Annotated in this window: 14 protein-coding genes and 1 tRNA gene; 13 read left to right on the top strand and 2 right to left on the bottom strand. The window is 65.0% G+C overall.

Annotated features, from left to right (window positions below; all coding sequences use genetic code 11):
- The first annotated feature begins 44 nt into the window (after positions 1-44).
- From ASC89_RS22885 to ASC89_RS22875, 3 genes are all read left to right on the top strand, one after another.
- Complete coding sequence (locus ASC89_RS22885) at positions 45-977, top strand: carbohydrate ABC transporter permease (RefSeq protein WP_056002269.1); 933 nt, start codon at positions 45-47, stop codon at positions 975-977.
- Positions 977-1,819 (top strand): carbohydrate ABC transporter permease, encoded by an 843-nt coding sequence (locus ASC89_RS22880; protein WP_056002266.1) that lies wholly within the window; start codon positions 977-979, stop codon positions 1,817-1,819. Before ASC89_RS22885 ends, ASC89_RS22880 begins: the two co-directional genes overlap by 1 nt.
- 132 nt (positions 1,820-1,951) lie before the next feature.
- Entirely contained in the window at positions 1,952-2,257 is a 306-nt protein-coding gene (locus tag ASC89_RS22875) for a GNAT family N-acetyltransferase (protein ID WP_056002263.1), read from the top strand.
- A gap of 114 nt (positions 2,258-2,371) precedes the next feature.
- Here ASC89_RS22875 and ASC89_RS22870 read toward each other — a convergent pair whose 3' ends face one another.
- Positions 2,372-3,274 carry a GntR family transcriptional regulator gene (locus tag ASC89_RS22870; RefSeq protein WP_056003190.1) on the bottom strand — a complete coding sequence of 301 codons (903 nt, stop codon included), beginning with the start codon at positions 3,272-3,274 and terminating at the stop codon, positions 2,372-2,374.
- A gap of 211 nt (positions 3,275-3,485) precedes the next feature.
- On the opposite strand from ASC89_RS22870, the gene ASC89_RS22865 reads away from it, so the two are divergent.
- From ASC89_RS22865 to ASC89_RS22820, 10 genes are all read left to right on the top strand, one after another.
- On the top strand, positions 3,486-4,421 hold the full coding sequence (locus ASC89_RS22865; RefSeq protein WP_056003187.1) for an ABC transporter permease: 936 nt from the start codon (positions 3,486-3,488) through the stop codon (positions 4,419-4,421).
- Positions 4,418-5,203, top strand: coding sequence for an ATP-binding cassette domain-containing protein (locus ASC89_RS22860; RefSeq protein ID WP_056002260.1), 786 nt, complete (start codon positions 4,418-4,420; stop codon positions 5,201-5,203). Before ASC89_RS22865 ends, ASC89_RS22860 begins: the two co-directional genes overlap by 4 nt.
- Positions 5,204-5,389: 186 nt before the next feature.
- The gene (locus tag ASC89_RS22855) at positions 5,390-6,307 is read left to right on the top strand and encodes a sugar ABC transporter substrate-binding protein (protein ID WP_055887230.1); all 918 of its coding nucleotides are present in this window, start codon (positions 5,390-5,392) and stop codon (positions 6,305-6,307) included.
- Positions 6,308-6,395: 88 nt separating this feature from the next.
- Positions 6,396-7,409 carry a zinc-binding alcohol dehydrogenase family protein gene (locus tag ASC89_RS22850; protein ID WP_056002257.1) on the top strand — a complete coding sequence of 338 codons (1,014 nt, stop codon included), beginning with the start codon at positions 6,396-6,398 and terminating at the stop codon, positions 7,407-7,409.
- Positions 7,410-7,634: 225 nt separating this feature from the next.
- Positions 7,635-8,930: an ABC transporter substrate-binding protein gene (locus ASC89_RS22845; RefSeq protein ID WP_056002254.1), complete on the top strand. Its 1,296-nt coding sequence runs from the start codon at positions 7,635-7,637 to the stop codon at positions 8,928-8,930.
- Between the two features lies 1 nt (position 8,931).
- The gene (locus ASC89_RS22840) at positions 8,932-9,894 is read left to right on the top strand and encodes a carbohydrate ABC transporter permease (RefSeq protein WP_055887223.1); all 963 of its coding nucleotides are present in this window, start codon (positions 8,932-8,934) and stop codon (positions 9,892-9,894) included.
- Complete coding sequence (locus ASC89_RS22835) at positions 9,891-10,712, top strand: carbohydrate ABC transporter permease (protein WP_055887219.1); 822 nt, start codon at positions 9,891-9,893, stop codon at positions 10,710-10,712. The genes ASC89_RS22840 and ASC89_RS22835 overlap by 4 nt, the downstream gene beginning before the upstream one ends.
- 2 nt (positions 10,713-10,714) lie before the next feature.
- Complete coding sequence (locus tag ASC89_RS22830; protein WP_056002251.1) at positions 10,715-12,748, top strand: beta-galactosidase trimerization domain-containing protein; 2,034 nt, start codon at positions 10,715-10,717, stop codon at positions 12,746-12,748.
- Complete coding sequence (locus tag ASC89_RS22825) at positions 12,745-13,803, top strand: LacI family DNA-binding transcriptional regulator (protein ID WP_056002248.1); 1,059 nt, start codon at positions 12,745-12,747, stop codon at positions 13,801-13,803. The genes ASC89_RS22830 and ASC89_RS22825 overlap by 4 nt, the downstream gene beginning before the upstream one ends.
- A gap of 32 nt (positions 13,804-13,835) precedes the next feature.
- Positions 13,836-16,163: a glycosyl hydrolase family 95 catalytic domain-containing protein gene (locus tag ASC89_RS22820; protein ID WP_056002245.1), complete on the top strand. Its 2,328-nt coding sequence runs from the start codon at positions 13,836-13,838 to the stop codon at positions 16,161-16,163.
- Positions 16,164-16,208: 45 nt separating this feature from the next.
- Here ASC89_RS22820 and ASC89_RS22815 read toward each other — a convergent pair.
- Positions 16,209-16,282, bottom strand: a tRNA-Phe gene (locus ASC89_RS22815).
- Positions 16,283-16,308 lie beyond the last annotated feature (26 nt).

The raw sequence follows: 16,308 nt of genomic DNA, 5'->3' as shown, positions 1-16,308 counted from the left end.
AACGATTGCCCCGCCGACCGCATCTGCCTCGAAGGGAAGCGAGTATGGCAAGCATTACGACCGGAGTCGCCGCGGGGACAGGTGTCGCCGTCCGCCGGCGCCGCTACATGGATCGCAAGAGCCTGGTTCCGCTGCTGATTTTCCTGCCACCATCGCTGATCCTGTTCACCGTGTTCGTCGTCTTGCCGATGGTCGATGCGGGAACCTTTTCGTTCTTTGAGTGGAACGGCTACGGGCCGATCACCAATTTCGTCGGCTTCGAAAACTATGCCGACGTGATCAACCATCGCAATTTCGGCACCGCGGTGCGCAACAGCCTGATCGTGGTGGCCGTCTCGCTGCTGATCCAGCTGCCGCTCGCCATGTGGTGCGCCATTGCCCTGTCCGAGCGCTCGGTCAGCATCAACATTTTGCGGACGATCTTCTTTTTGCCCTTCATGCTGGCCGAGGTGGCAGCGGGGCTGATCTGGAAGTTCGTCTATGACGGCAATTACGGGCTCTTGCCGATCCTCGGCGACGCGCTCGGCACCAAGATGCCGTTCGTCCTGGCCGACAAGTTCTGGGTGATCCCGGCCATCATGCTGGTCATCACCTGGAAGTACTTCGGCTTTCACATGATGATCTTCATCGCCGGCTTGCAGTCGATCCCCAACGAGGTGGTCGAGGCGGCGCGGCTCGATGGCGTCAAGAAGTGGCAGATCGTGCGCCACATCAAGATCCCGATGATCCGCTCGGCCATCGTGGTGTCGGTGTTCTTCGCCATCACCGGCGCGCTGCAGTTGTTCGACATCATCATCCCGCTCACCAATGGCGGCCCCTCGCATTCGAGCCACACCATCGTGACCTTCCTCTACCAGTTCGGCATCCTGCGCATGAAACTGGGCTTTGGCGGCGCGGTGAGCGTGCTGCTGTTCATCGCCTGCGTAATCGTGGCGCTCGCCTATCGGCGTATTCTCTTCAGGGTGGAGCAGAACTGATGGCCACGGCATCGAGGAAACGTCGTCCGGCCATTTCGGCCTTTCAGTGGATCACGCTGCTGGTGGTCGCCGCCTTCGTGATCGTGCCGTTCTACACCACCGCCCTCGGCGGCTTCAAAGAGATCGGCGAGCTGCGCGTCAATCCGTTCGGGTTGCCGCAGAGCTGGGATCCGGCGCGCTTCGCCGAGATCATTGGCGGGCCGCGCTATGTGCCCTCGTTGCTCAACTCGCTGCTCGTCGCGCTGGGCTCGGTGGTGCTGTCGACCCTGCTCGCTTCGATGACCGCCTTCGCCTTCGCCCATATCAAGTTCTTCGGCAGCCGGTTCCTGATGAGCTACCTGATGCTGGGGCTGCTGTTTCCGTCGGCTACCGCTATCCTGCCGCTGTTCATCAAGATGCGTGACCTGGGGCTGCTCGACAGCCACGTGGGCATCATCATCGCGCAGGTGGCGTTCTCCATCTCGTTCTCGGTGCTGCTGTTCTATAACTTCTTCAAGGAACTGCCCAAGGAGCTGATCGACGCGGCGCGCATGGACAACTGCGGCTATATCCGCATCTACTGGTATGTGACGCTACCGCTCTGCCTGCCGATCATCGCTACGGTCGGGGTGTTCAATTTTGTCGGCAGTTGGAACAGCTTCCTGTTGCCGCTGATCGTGCTCAACTCCGACGCCAACTATACTTGGCCGCTGGGGATCATGCAGTTCCAAGGCCAATATGGTTCGGACTGGCCGCGCATCCTGGCGTTCCTCACCCTCTCGATCCTCCCCGCCATCGCCTTCTTCCTGTTGGCGCAACGCTACGTGATCTCGGGGCTGACCGGCGGCGCCGTCAAAGGCTGAAGGGTTGTCCCCAGGGCGTGGCAGGTGAACGCGGCGAGTTCACCGTCGTGTTGCGCCTTGCCGGCTGCCGAGTAGCTTAAATCACGGGAGAGTCTGGCAGCGGGCCGGGGTGCCCGTGAGACCGGAGACCAGATGACGCGGGTCAGGCCAATCACCGAAGCGGACATTCCAGGCTTTCACGCGACGCTTGACGCCGTGGCGCGGGAAAGCAGCTTTCTGAGGGGCAGCCAGGCGCCACCACTGGACGATGTCGCGAGCTTCGTTCGCGGCAATATCCAGACCCGAAACCCGCAATTCGTCGCGCTCAGCGACCAGGGGAGCATTGTGGGTTGGTGCGACATCGTCCGCGGACGCGGCGAGCACGAGAGTCACCTGGGCGAACTGGGTATGGGAGTCATGGCGCAGTGGCGCGGCGCCGGCCTTGGCAGGCAGTTCTGAAAGCGCGCCTGAAGTCTGCCGTGCCTGTTGATGTGGTGCTGATGGCCCGTCTCAGGCCAGTGGAGGATTGGCCTTCGCGCTAGCCGGCGGGGGCGGCCACAGGGGTTCCCGGTGCTACGCCACGCTTCCGGTATCCGAAGTCGAGCGGATCAGCGTTTGCCTGGCCGATGCCAGGTGCCTGCGGCAGGCGGTGGCGACCGCGCTCCGCGATCGGCTCAGCAGCGCATCGATGTAGGCAAGGTGCTCGCGGATCGCCACCTCGTTGCGCTCCCGCTCGTCCTTCTTGTTCCACTGGTAGTGGTAGTGGAAAATCAGCGTGATGATGTCGAAGAAGCCGTCGATGAAGCGGTTCGGCACCGCCGTGTTCACTAGCCGGTGAAAGCGGCTGTCGAGGTCGGAAAAGTCCTGGAAGCGGGTCTCGATCTCGCTCAGCAGTTCGATATGCTCCTGCCGCAACCGGCGCAGTTCGTGCCACAGCGGCGAGGTCCCCGGCAGGCTGCTGAACTCCCGGGCTGACCGCAGTTCGAACATCTCGCGGATCTCGAACAGCTCCAGTGCGAAGCTATGGGTGAAGCCCTGCAACACCCAGCCACCGCTCGGCCGCCGCTCAATCAGCCCGAAGCGCTGGAAGCTGTTCAGAAACTCGCGGATCACCGTGGTCGCAACCTTGAACTGACGCGCCAGGTCGAGCTCGTTGATCAGGGCCCCGGCTTTGGCATCGCCGCGCAGCATCCATTCCATGAACTGTTTCTCGACTTGCACCGAGGTCGGAACCGTCTCGGCTTCAGGGAAGGGCTGCACCTCGCCGGCTGAGGCACGCGCAAAGCGCGACCGTCCTGCACCGGCCACCACGCCCTGCTCGGTGAGCGTCTGGAGGATCTTGCGCACCGTGGTGCGGCTGACGCCCAGCTCGGCCGCCAGGGTGGTCTCAGACGGTATCGGATCACCGTCGCGCAGCCGCGAGGTCAACAGCAGGGCGTCGTTGAAGGCCCGTTTGAACAGCGTATCCGTCTTCACATCGCCCTCCATCAATCTGTTCTGTAACTGATAAAAAACAATTTGACGAGGCTCGCAAATAGAAGTTTTTTGTACATAAGAAACACGAGGGGAGGGGCGTGTGCTGGTGAAACAAAGACCAGATGCGGAGCCAGCTGAGGTACGTACCCGGCCGCTCGCCGACGGCGCGGCGCTTGGCGTCGCGTTGAAGCTGCTCGGCATCGGTCCGCTGCTGATCCTCATCCTGCTCGTGGTCGGCATCAGTCTTGCGACGCCCAACTTCCTCAAGCCGGTCAATCTCGGCAACATCCTGGCGCAGACCGCGGTGATCGCCATTGTGGCGATCGGCCAGCACCTGGTGATCCTGACCCGCGGCATCGATCTTTCGGTCGGCGCCAACCTGGCGCTGGCGACGGTGATCGGTGGACTGGTCTACCGCCTCGCCGATTCCGGCCCGCTGGTGATGGCCGCGATGCTTGTTGCCGGCGGCTTGGTGGGCGCGGTCAACGGCATTGTCTATGTCTTCGGCCGGCTGCCACACCCCTTCATCATCACGCTCGCAACGCTCAGTATCGCCCGCGGCCTGGCGCTGGAGCTCGCCGTCGGGCACACCACGATGCGCGGCATGCCGATCGAGATCGCGTTCTTCGGCGGCGGTTCGACATTGGGCATTCCCAACTCGTTCTTCGTGGTGTTCGGCGTCGCGGCGCTGGTCCTGCTGATGGCCCGCGCCATGGTGTGGGGGCGTTGGATCTATGCCGTCGGCGGCAAGCCCGAGGCAGCGGTGCAGATGGGCATCCCGGTCAAGTGGGTGCTGGTCTCGGTCTACGTCATCTCGGGCCTCTGTGCCGGCGTCGGCGCCATCGTCCTGGCCGGGCGCACCGAAGCCGCCTCACCGCTTTACGGGAACCTGCTCGAGCTCGACACCATCGCGGCGGTGATCATCGGTGGCGCCAGTTTCCTCGGCGGGCGCGGCCATATCGGGCATGCCCTGGTCGGCGCGGTGATGATTGGGGTCATCCGCAACGCCCTCAACCTGCTCAATGTCGATGTGTTCTTTCAGATGATTGCCATCGGGGCGATCATCGTACTGGCCGTCGAGGCGGACGTGTTGCGCAACCATCTGGAAGCGCGGGTGCGCGTCATGCAGTCGGGGAGGGCGTCATGACCGCCGCCGCGTCCGCCTCGACGGTCCTTTCCGCCTCGCCGGTTCTGGCCGTCAACAATGCCGAAAAGCGCTTCGGCGCCGTGCACGCCTTAAAGGGGGTGAGCCTCGAGGCGTATCGCGGCGAGGTGCTGGCGTTGCTTGGCGATAATGGCGCCGGCAAATCGACGCTGGTCAAATGCATCAGCGGCGTCCACGGCCTGGATGGCGGCGAAATCCTGCTCGATGGCCAGCGGACCGCCATCCACAACCCGGCGGCCGCCCGCGGCGCTGGCATCGAGACGGTCTACCAGGACCTGGCGCTGTTCGACAACCTGACCCCGGCGCAGAACTTTTACTGCGGGCGAGAGCTGTCTTTCCCCTCCTGGCTGCCACGCGGCATGCGGCTGCTGAGGCGCCGGGCGATGGACCGGGAGGCGGCGGCGGTGATTGACCGGCTGAAGGTCCGGTTGCCCCGCTTCGACGCACCGGTGGCGCTGATGTCGGGTGGGCAGCGCCAGGCGATCGCGGTGGCGCGGGCAACCGTGTTCGCCCGCAAGGTGGTGATGCTGGACGAGCCGACCGCGGCGCTCGGGCTGCGCGAGGCGCGCAAGGTCCTCGACCTCATCGCGCAGCTGCGCGACGAGGGCAACGCGGTGATCCTCATCACCCACAACATGGAACATGTCGTCGAACTGGCCGACCGCGCCGTGGTGCTGCGGCAGGGGCGCAAGGTCGGCGAGCTCAGGCCAAGCAAGGCAAATCAACACGAACTGGTCTCGCTCATCGTCGGGGCAGAGACTTAGATCCTTTCACCGTTCAAGTGAAACGGTGAAAGGATCTAAGTCATTGATTGTGGCGCGCTTTCGAACCGGAAAAGTCTGCAACTTTTCCTGAAAGCGCTCCAGGGCGCCGGTGCAGGCGCTCGGGGGATCGATTCCGAGGGGGATCGAGGAGAGCGACCGCCAACGCGGTCGGAATGGGAGGAAACTATGAAGCTCAAACGACTGCTGGGAGGGCTGGCGCTCGCTGCGGCGATTGCCGGGCCTGCCATGGCGCAGGACAACGTGAAGCTCGGGTTCATCACCAAGTTCCCGGTGCCGTTCTTCGCCACCATGGAAGATGCGGCCAAGGCCTACGCCGCGGCCAATCCGGGTGTCGAGATCATCTACGGTCAAGGCACCTCGGCCACCGATATCGAGGGCCAGATCGCCCAGATCGAGTCGATGGTCACCCAGGGTGTGCAGGGGATTGCCCTGACCCCGGTCGATCCGACCGTGGCGCCGGCGCTCGACAAGGCGATTTCCCAGGGCGTGAAGATCGTCCTGATGGACAACAACATCCCCGACTGGAAGGGGCGAACCTCGCTCGCCACCACCGACAACTATGCCGCCGGCGTGATCGCCGGCCAGTACCTCAAGTCGGTGCTCAAGGCCGGCGATACGCTCGGCATTCTCGAAGGCGTCCCTGGCGTTCCGGCGCTCGATGATCGCGTCAATGGCATGCTCGAGGGCCTCAAGGGAGTAGAGGTCAAGGTGGTCGGGCGTGCCGGCACCAACTGCACCGAGGAACTCGGGATCAACGTCGCCCAGGATCTGCTCACCGCCAATCCTGATCTGAAGGCGATCTATGCTGCTTGCGGCCCTCCAGCCGCAGGAGCCGCGCAGGCCATCAAGAACGCCGGCATCGCAAGCGACGCGATCGTCCTGGTGGGCTTCGATTTCTGCTGCGGCGAAGCGGAAGCCCTGACCGCGGGCATCGAAGACGCGACCGTCGCGCAATTCCCGGCGAAGATGGCCGAGCTCGGCGTCGATGCTTTGGTCAAGGCCATCCGCGGCGATGAGGTCCCACTCCTCATCGACTCGGGCGCCGCACTGGTGACCAAGGACACCATGTCCCAGTTCCAGTGACGCGCCGCGAGAGCCGGGCCCTCGGTCTCCCCGGGACCCGGCTCTCGCATCTTTTCTTCCACCACCTTCAGTCGAAAGCAGTTTGAATATGCATGCGCTTGTCTGCCGCCAGCCCGGAATGCTCGAGCTCGAGACCCGGCCGACCCCACACCGCGGCGAAGGCGAGGCGCTGGTGCGCCCGCTCCGGGTGGGGATCTGCGGCACCGACTACCACATCTACGAGGGCAAGCACCCTTTCCTCGAATACCCGCGCGTCATGGGCCATGAGCTCGCGGTTGAGGTGCTGGAAGCGCCGGCCGGATCGGGTTTCGCTTCTGGTGAGATCTGCGTGGTCAACCCCTACATTTCCTGCGGCAGCTGCATCGCCTGCCGCGCCGGCAAACCGAATTGCTGCGTGCGGATCGCCGTGCTCGGCGTGCATCGCGACGGCGGCATGGCCTCATTGCTCAGCCTGCCCGCGTCGAACCTGGTCAAGGCGGCAGGGCTGAGCGTCGATGCCTGCGCAACAGTCGAGTTCCTCGCCATTGGGGCGCATGCGGTCCGCCGTTCGAACCCGCGGGCAGGACAGCGTGCGCTGGTGATCGGCGCGGGCCCCATCGGTCTTGGCGTGGGGCTTTTCTCCAGCCTCTCAGGCGCCGAGGTCACCATGATGGACCTCGATCCGGAGCGACTCGCGGCCGCCGAGGCGATCGTCGGGGCTCAAACGATCGCGGCGGGCGACGGGGCCAGGGAGGCCGCCGCCGCACAGACCGGGGGAGACGGTTTCGACATCGTGTTCGATGCGACCGGCAACGCCCGCTCGATGCAGAACGGCTTCGATTTCGTCGCGCATGGCGGAACCTATGTCCTGGTGAGCGTGGTGAAGAGCCCGATCAGCTTCGAGGACCCCGATTTTCATCGCAAGGAGATGTCGCTGCTGGGTAGTCGCAACGCCACGTCGGAAGATTTTCAGCGGGTGATCGCCGCGATCGCGTCCGGTCGCGTCCCCATCGATAAGCTCATCACGCATCGCACGACGCTGACTGATGCGGCGCGCGACATTGCGCTCTGGGCCACGCAGAAGCGTGGACTTATCAAGGCGGTGATCGAGATCGCCGCCTAGCCGCCGGTCGCTGTGCGACTGCGGTCTGCAGAACCTCGCGGGTCATGGGACCCGCGGGGCGATACCCGTTTGGTGCTGCCAACCGGGGTCGCGGCACTGACATGTTAGAAGGATTTTTCAGCTGTGGGCGTCCTCACCGGCTTGTGACATGCAACTTAGATGATAACGTTTCAACTTACTTGATGGAGGAACGGCCCAAGGCCGGCAATCAAGGAGGAGGAACCAATGACCATGCATAAACTCACGTCCAAAATCCGCCGTCGCGCCGTACTGGCCGGGGCAAGCCTCGCCATCGTCTTGGCGGCAATGCCGGTGCTGGCGCAGGAACTGAGCGGCGAGCTCGTCATCCTGCAGTGGCAGGGCGGCACCGACGCCGAGATGTGGCAGAAGCTCGAAGCCGATTTCACCGCCAAGAACCCCGGCGTCGCCGTCCGCGAACTGGTGGTGACGGGGCAGGGCGACATGCGCGGTCCCATGCGCACGGCTCTGCTCGGCGGCGAAAAGGTCGATATCATCATCAACACCTGGCCGGCCTTCCGCGCCGAGCTGGTCGATGCCGGCATCCTGCGTCCGATCGACGATCTCTGGGCCTCGGCCGGACTCGACGCCGTGCTCGACCAATCCTGGAAGGATCTCGGCTCTACTGCTGGCGTCACCTATGGGGTGAACTACACCTACGGCGATCGCTCGGCCATCTGGTACAAGAAGGCCCACCTCGAAAAGGCCGGCGTCGAGCCTCCCAAGACCTGGGAAGAGTTCCTCGCTTCGATCGACAAGCTCAAGGCTGCCGGCTTTGCCGCGCCGATCGCCATGCCCGCCAAATACTGGGCGCATGGCGAGTGGTTCGAAACGCTGCTGCTGCGCACCGGTGGCGTCGAGGCGGCTTCGAAACTTGCCGCCCACGAGATCGGCTGGACCGACGATATCGTCAAGACGACGCTCAAGAAGTATGCCGAGCTGCTCAAGGCTGGCTGCTGCGGCACGCCGGAGCAGATGTTCGCCGGTGACTGGGACTACTCGGCCGACCAGATCTTTACTGCCGATGCCTCCAACTACCTGATGATCGGCATGTGGATGAACGCCCGGGCCCGCAACGACTACAAGCTCAACGAAGGCGTCGACTACTCGATCTTCCAGTTCCCCTCGCTCGGCCTCGGCCATGACGACACCTCGAGCGTCGATGCCAAGGAAGTGGCGGTCACCGCCAATGGCGCCAATCCGGCGGCGGCCGACGCCTTCGCCGTCTATATGGTCAGCAAGGACGCTGCCGATATCCTCGCCTCCTACGGCTATGCCTCGCCCAGCAAGAACGCCTACCCGTCCCTGCTCGGTCCGGTGCAGCAGATCGCGACCGCAGCCGTCGCGCAGTCCAAGGTGCAATTCGTGCTCGGCGACCTGCTCCCCGGCGACCTCGTCGACGAGTATCGCGTGCAGCTGCAGAAGTTCCTGCAGGATCCGTCCGATGCGACGATCGACGCGGTGACCGCGGCGATCGAGGCCAAAGCGATGGAACTCTATTGATATGCAGGACTCCGTAGCCCCCCAGACGGCGGGCTCGCGTCCCGGCGTTCCCTCCCGGCTTCGCGGCGAGCAGAGCAATCTGCTTGCCGCGAAGCGGAGGGTCAGGGACTGGCCGGCAGCCTGGCTGCTGATCACCCCGGTGCTGATCCTGTTCGGGATCGCGGTAGTGTTCCCGCTGATCGATACGATCCGGCTCAGCTTCTTCGACATCAAGGGCCTCGCCAAACCGAAATTCATCGGTGTGGGCAACTACGTGAAGCTGTTCACCGATCCGGCGTTCCGCAACACGCTCTTGACCACCCTGACCTTCACCATCTCGACCACCATCATCTCGGTGGGGCTGGGCTGGATGCTGGCCATGGTGAGCGCCTTCGCGCCGCGCCAGACGCTGCCCTTCCGGGTGATGATTTTTGCCGCGTTCGGAATTTCCGAGGCGGTGGCCGGCTACATGTGGATCGGCATCCTGCGCCCCGACGCCGGTGGTCTGCTCAATGCGGTGATCGGCTTGTTCCAACCCGGCTTCGCGCAGCCCTGGCTGGGCGACCCGCGCACCGCGCTCTGGGTGCTGATCATCGCCGCATCCTGGGGCGGCGTCGGCCTGCCGCTGATGCTCTGCTTCGCCTCGGTGCAGTCGATCCCCAAGACCCTGTTCGAGGCGGCCTATATCGATGGCGCCAACCACTGGCAGGTGATGCGCAACATCATGATGCCGCTGTCGCTGCCTGGCGTACGGGTCGCCGTGTTCATCAACCTGCTCGGCGCGCTCCGGGCCTTCGACATCATCTACATCCTCACCGGCGGTGGTCCGGTGCGCAGCACCGAAACGGTGGGCTATTTCATGTACCGGGAGTCGATGACCCAGTTCAAACTCGGCTACGGCGCCGCGGCGACCGTGGTGCTGCTGGTCGCCGTGCTCGTCGTTTCCATTCCCGCCATCATCCAGCGAACGGCAGGTGCAAGATGATCGGACGCGCCCCCCGCTGGCCCACCATCGTGCTTGGTGTCTTCGGCTTCATCTGGATCATCCCGATCATCGGCATCGTGATGACCTCGATCCGTCCCCTGGCCGAGACGTCGCGCGGCTGGTGGCGTATCGACAGCTTCACCCTTACGCTCAGCGCCTGGCAGCGGGTGTGGGAGGCCTATCCGCTCGCTCCGGCCTTCGTCACCACGGCCATCCTCGCGGTGCTCGCCACCGTCGGGACCATGCTGCTGACGCCCGCCGCCGCTTACGCGTTCCACTTTCTCAAGTTCCCGTTCCGCCGCCTGCTGCTGATCATCATCATCAACGCCTTCGTCCTGCCCCAGCAGGTGGTGATCATCCCGCTGTTCCAGCTGTGGCGCGAACTGGGGCTGATCGACAATTTCCTCGCCGTGCTCATCCCTTACATCGGGCTGAGCTTTGCCTGGTCGATCTTCCTCGTGAAGAACTTCCTCGAGGATTTCCCGACCGAGGTGGTCGAGGCTTCGCGCATCGATGGCGCCGGGCCGCTGCAGACCTTCTGGTACATCGTCCTGCCCAACAGCCTGAGCTCGGTGTTCGCCACCGGCATCCTGCAATTCCTGTGGACCTGGAACGCCCTGCTGCTGCCCTTGCTCTATCTCAGGACCAACGTGCCGCTGCCGGTGATCCTCGCCCGCGTCAACGGCACCTATGAACTCAACTGGGACCTGCAATCGGTGGCGGCCATCGTCACCACCGTGGTTCCGTTGGTTGTCTTCCTCATCTTCCAACGTCAATTCGCCGCCGGGGCTGAAACCCGCACCGGCGCCAAGGATTAGTCATGCCCGCCAACAAGCCGTCGACCAACAAGCCGCTCCGCTACCGCCAGATCCACCTCGATTTCCACACCTCCGAGCACATTCCGGGGATCGGCTCGGCCTTCGACCCCGAGGATTTCGTGGCGACGCTCAAGGCGGCGCATGTCAACTCGATCACCATCTTCGCCAAGTGCCACCATGGCTGGTCGTACTACCCCACCAAGGTCGGCGCGCCGCACCCCAACCTCATGCGGCCCGACCTGATGGGCGACATGGTGAAGGCGCTGACCGCCGCCGATATCGAAGCGCCGATCTATATCTCGGTGCAGTGGGATGAGCGCAACGCCCGCATCCACCCCGAATGGCGGGTGCGCAGCGCCACTCCCAACCGCTTCGACCCCGACCAACTGACCGCCGGCTGGCACACGCTCTGCCTCAACCACCCGGCCTATCGCGCCGAGCTGCTCGAGCAGGCGCGCGAAGTGGCCCGCAACTACGAAACGCCGGGCCTCTTCTTCGACATCGTGCTCACCCCCGATTGCGTCTGTGCCGAGTGCCTCGCCAGCATGGTCGAGCAGGGGCTCGATCCCGAGAACCCGGCGGACCGATTGAAGAACGATGAGGCCGTCAACGAGCGGTTTCGCGCCGAGACCAGCGCGGCGCTCAACGCCGAATTCCCCGGGCTGCGCGTCTTCTACAATTGCGGCCACATCCACAAGCAGGGCCCGCAGCGCTTTTCCACCTACACCCATCTCGAGCTCGAAAGCCTGCCCACCGGCGGCTGGGGCTACGACCACTTCCCCTCGAGCGCCCGTTATGCGGCAACGCTCGGCCTCGACATGGTGGCCCATACCGGCAAGTTCCACACCTCGTGGGGCGAGTTCGGCGGCTTCAAGCACCCCGATGCGCTGGAATTTGAGGCGGCGCAGATGGTGGCGCTCGGGGTCAAGTGCCTCGTCGGCGATCAGTTGCACCCGGATGGCTCGATCAACCCGGACACTTACGCCTCGATCGGCCCGGCCTATGCGCGGATCGAAAAGCTCGAGCCCTATCTCGAGGGCGCCCGGCAGGTCTCGGACGTGGCGATCCTCACCGCCGAGTATTTCCACCCGGTCGGGGCGCGCAACAACCTGAGCGACGACGGCGCGGCGCAGATGCTGCAGGAGTTGAAGCTCCCCTTCGACGTGATCGACCCGGCAACGCCGTTCGAGAACTACAAGCTGATCATCCTGCCCGACGAGATCCCGGTTGATGCCGGGCTCGCGGCCGCGCTCAAGGGCTATACCGACAATGGCGGCAAGCTGATCCTGTCCGGCAGGTCGGCGATCAACCCCGATGGCAGTTTTGCCGTCGACGCCGGCATCCGCAGCGCCGGTCAGGTGGCATTCGAGCCGTCCTATGTCCGCGCCGCACCCGGCCTCGATGCCGGCCTCACTGCCTCGCCCTTCGTCATGTACGGGGTCGGGGAGGCGATCACCGCTGAGGGCGCCGAGGTGCTGGCCGAGATTGGCCCCTCCTACTTCAACCGCAGCTACAAGCATTTCAGCTCGCACCAGCACGCCCCGGATAATCCGGCGGCGGCTGCGCTGGGGGCGGCGGTGACCGTGAAGGACGGCATCGGCTACATCGCCTACCCGATCTTTCAGATGTACCACGCCATGGGTCAGCCGCTTTACAAGTACCTGGTGCGCGGGCTGATCGACCGGCTGCTGCCCAGCCGCGCCATCGTCACCGACCTGCCGTCGTCCGGCCGGGCGACGCTGACGCAGCAGGCGGCGCAGCAGCGCCATGTCCTCCACCTGCTCTATGGCGCGCCGCAGATCCGCGGCAAGGCGGTGCCGGCCGGCGAAGGCCATACCCGCGTCATGGAAATGATCGAGGATATTCCGACGCTTGGGCCGGTGACGGCCTCGGTGCGCTTGCCGCGTACGCCAGCCCGCGTCTATGACGCTCTGACGGGGGAAGACGTGCCGTTCACCAATGGTGGCGATCGCGTGGAAGTGCGGCTCCCGAGCCTTCGCATCCACGCCGCGCTGGTCTTTGAGGGAACGGTTTGAGCGACACCGACGACACCGAGAGCGGCCGGCGGCGCCACGCCACCATCGTCGAGGTCGCCGACCGCGCCGGCGTCGCTATCGGTACCGTGTCACGCTACCTCAACGGCCACCCGGTGCGCCGCGGCAACCGCGAGCAGATCGAACAGGCGATTGGCGAACTCGGCTATCGCCGCAACGCCATTGCCGCCGCCATGAAGGCCGACCTCACCAACACGGTCGGCTTCATGGTGCCCTCGCTGTCGGAGTTCCACGCGCCGGTGCTCGAGCATCTGAGCCGGGCGATGCGCAGGGTAGGCCGGGCACTGCTCACCTATTGCCATGATGCCAACCCGGCATCGATTGGCGATGCGCTCGATTTCTTCGTCACCCATCGGGTCGATTGCCTGATCATGGATGGCCGCAACGACGTCGATGAGCGCATCCTCGAGCTCATCGGCAACGGCACGCCGGTGATCTTTTACGACAATGGCTGGCCGGGCCTGCCCGTGGATCGGGTGCTGGTCGAAAACCGCGCCGCGAGTTTTCGCGCTGTCACCCACCTGCTCGATATCGGTCACACCCGCATTGCTGTGCTGACCGGCAATATCGGCGACTGGACCGGCGGTGAACGTTTCGAGGGCTATCGCCAGGCGCTGCTTGGCCGCGGCATCGAGATCAACCCCGACTATGTGCTCGACTCGCATTGGTACGAGACCGAAGCCTATTCCGGCATGCTGCGCCTGCTCTCGCTCCCCGAACCGCCCACCGCACTCTATTGCTGCAACTACAACATGGCGGTCGGCGCGCTGCGACTGCTTCGGGAGCACGGCTTGCGGGTTCCCGACGACATCTCGCTGGTCAGCTTCGACGACGTGCCGCTGTTCCAGCTGCATGAAACCGGCATTACCGCGGTGGCCCAGCCGGTGGCCAAGATTGCCGAGACCATCACCTCCATCATGGCCTCGCGCCTGTCGGATCGCGGCCTCAGCCACGCGCCGCACACCATCACGCTCAACTGCGACATTATCCTGCGCGGCTCGACCCGCCGCCTGCCAGACGCCCAGCGCCCCCGCTGATCCAGCCCCTTCGCGCTTCCGAGGACCCGACCATGCCCCGCTATTGCCTTGACCTCGATACCCCCGCGGCCGGGTTCATCGACAGCTTCCTCATCGGCAATGGCTGGCTCGGGGCGACGCTCGGCGGCGGCGTCGGCACCGAACGGTTCGCCCTCAACCTCGATACGGTCTGGTCCGGCGGGCCGCTGCAGCCTGCAGCCGACGAGGGCCCAGCTCACCTGATACCCGAACTGCGCGAGGCGATCCGCCGCCGCGACTATCTTCGGGCCGACGAGTTGGGGCGGGCGCTGCAGGGCAAGACCTGGACCCAATCCTACCAGCCGCTCGGCGCCATCGAACTTACCTATGCCGATGCCGATGCCGAGCCCGGCGGCTACACCCGCCGCCTCGATCTGGCCGAGGCCACGGCCCACACCAGCTATGGCGCGGTCCGGCTCCAGAGCTTCGTCTCCAATCCCGATGCTGTGCTGGTGGCGACTGCCACGGGGCAGGGAGTGCTGACGCTCGACAGGGTGGGCATGGCGTTCGTTTCGCCACACCCCGACACGCACATCTCGCTGTCCGAGGAGCATGGCATCAGGTGGCTGGTGGCCACCGCAAGGGTGGCTGCGCATGTCGCTCCCAACTACGTGCTGAGTGAGGAGCCGATCCGTTACGACGCGGCTGCGCCTGCGGCCGATGACACCGTCGCCACTGGCATGGGCTATGCCGTCGTCGCCGCAGTTGAGCGCGACAGCGACACCGGCGGCTTGCGCCTCATCGCCTCGGCCGCCTCGGGCTATCGCGGCCACGATCAGCGCCCCAGCACGGATTTCACCGCTCTTGTGTTGGAGGCCCGGGCGCGTGTCGCGGCGGCCCTCGAGATCGGTACAAACGAGCTCCGGCAGCGCCACCGCGACGATTATCGGCGCTTCTTCGATCGCGTCGACCTCGACCTCAGCGCCTCTGGTCCCGTGGCGGAACGGGCCGAGCTGCTGTTCCATTTCGGCCGCTACCTGATGATCTCGAGCTCGCGCCCCGGCACCGAAGCGAGCAACCTGCAGGGCATCTGGAACGTCGATGTGCGCCCCGCCTGGTCGAGCAACTACACCATCAACATCAACACCCAGATGAACTACTGGCCGGCCGAGGCGACGGGGCTCGCTGACCTCCACACCCCGATGTTCAAGCTCACTCGCGAGCTTGCCGAAGCCGGCGCCGTCACCGCGCGCCGCTACTACGGCGCGGCCGGGGCGACGGCTCATCACAATGCCGATCTCTGGCGCTTCACCGCGCCGGTGCCCGGCATCCCGCAATGGTCGAACTGGCCGGCCGGCCTCTACTGGATGGCGGCGCACCTGCAGCACCATATCGACCACGGCGGTGCGGCCGAGGGATTTGCGGCGGAGACGGCGCTGCCGGTGTTCCGCGCCGCGACCGAGTTCGCCCTCGACATGCTGGTCGACGACGGCGCCGATGGTCTCGTGGCCAGCCCCTCGACCTCGCCCGAGCACAGCTTCGTCGTCGGCGACGCCAAGGTCGCCATTACCGCGGGCACGGCGATGGATCAGGAACTGATCCGCGAGACGCTCGAGAATTTCGTCGGGCTCGCCGACCCCACCGATCCACTTGCAGTGCGGGCGCACGCGGCGCTCGGCCGCCTGCGCCTGCCGGTGATAGGCGCGGCCGGCAACCTGCTCGAGTGGGACGACGACAAGACCCCACACGAGTTGGGGCATCGCCATCTCTCCCACCTCTACGGCCTCTATCCCGGCATCCGCATCACCGAGACCGGCACACCGGAGGCCTTCGAGGCGGTGCGCCGCGCCTTGGCGCTCCGCCTCGACAACGGCACCGGCTATACCGGCTGGAGCCAGGCCTGGGTGCTCTGCCTCGCCGCACGGCTGCGCGACCGGGCGCTGGCCGAACGCTCGATCGGCGGGCTGCTCGATCATCTGACCTCACGCGCTCTGCTCGTCCTCCACCCGCATGACGGCTGGCCGGAGGGCAACGTGTTCCAGATCGACGGCAATTTCGGTGCCGTGGCCGGGCTCACCGAACTGGTGGTGCAAAGCCACGAAGGCGCCATCAGCCTGATGAAGACGCTGCCGCCAAGCTGGACGGGTGGCGCCATCACCAACATCCGCTGTCGCGGCGGGCACCAGGCGAGCGTTTCGTGGCAGGACGGCAGGCTGACGTCGGCAGCCATGCTGGCCGGGCGTGATGGCGAGATCGTCGTCGACCTGCCCGATGGCGAGGTTGCCGTAACCGATCCGTCGGGACCTGTGGCCGTACGACTCGTTACTGGCGCCGCAGCGGGCAGGCGCCGCCTCGCCTGGAGCGGCAAAACGGCAACGCGCTACGCCATCTCTCCACGCTGAGCCGTGGGCTCGGCGTGATACGTCGATGTTGTCTTTGGAGGAAAGTGGTGCCCGGGACCGGAATCGAACCAGTGACACGCGGATTTTCAATCCGCCCGAGATGGCCGGATTTGCGGGGCTTGTGACCGTCATGTTGCGTTGGTGT

It is taken from the genome of Devosia sp. Root413D1 (assembly GCF_001425235.1).
Classification (GTDB): domain Bacteria; phylum Pseudomonadota; class Alphaproteobacteria; order Rhizobiales; family Devosiaceae; genus Devosia_A.
The sequence above is the reverse complement of the archived record's forward strand: the minus strand, read 5'-3'. Positions and strand labels throughout refer to the sequence as shown.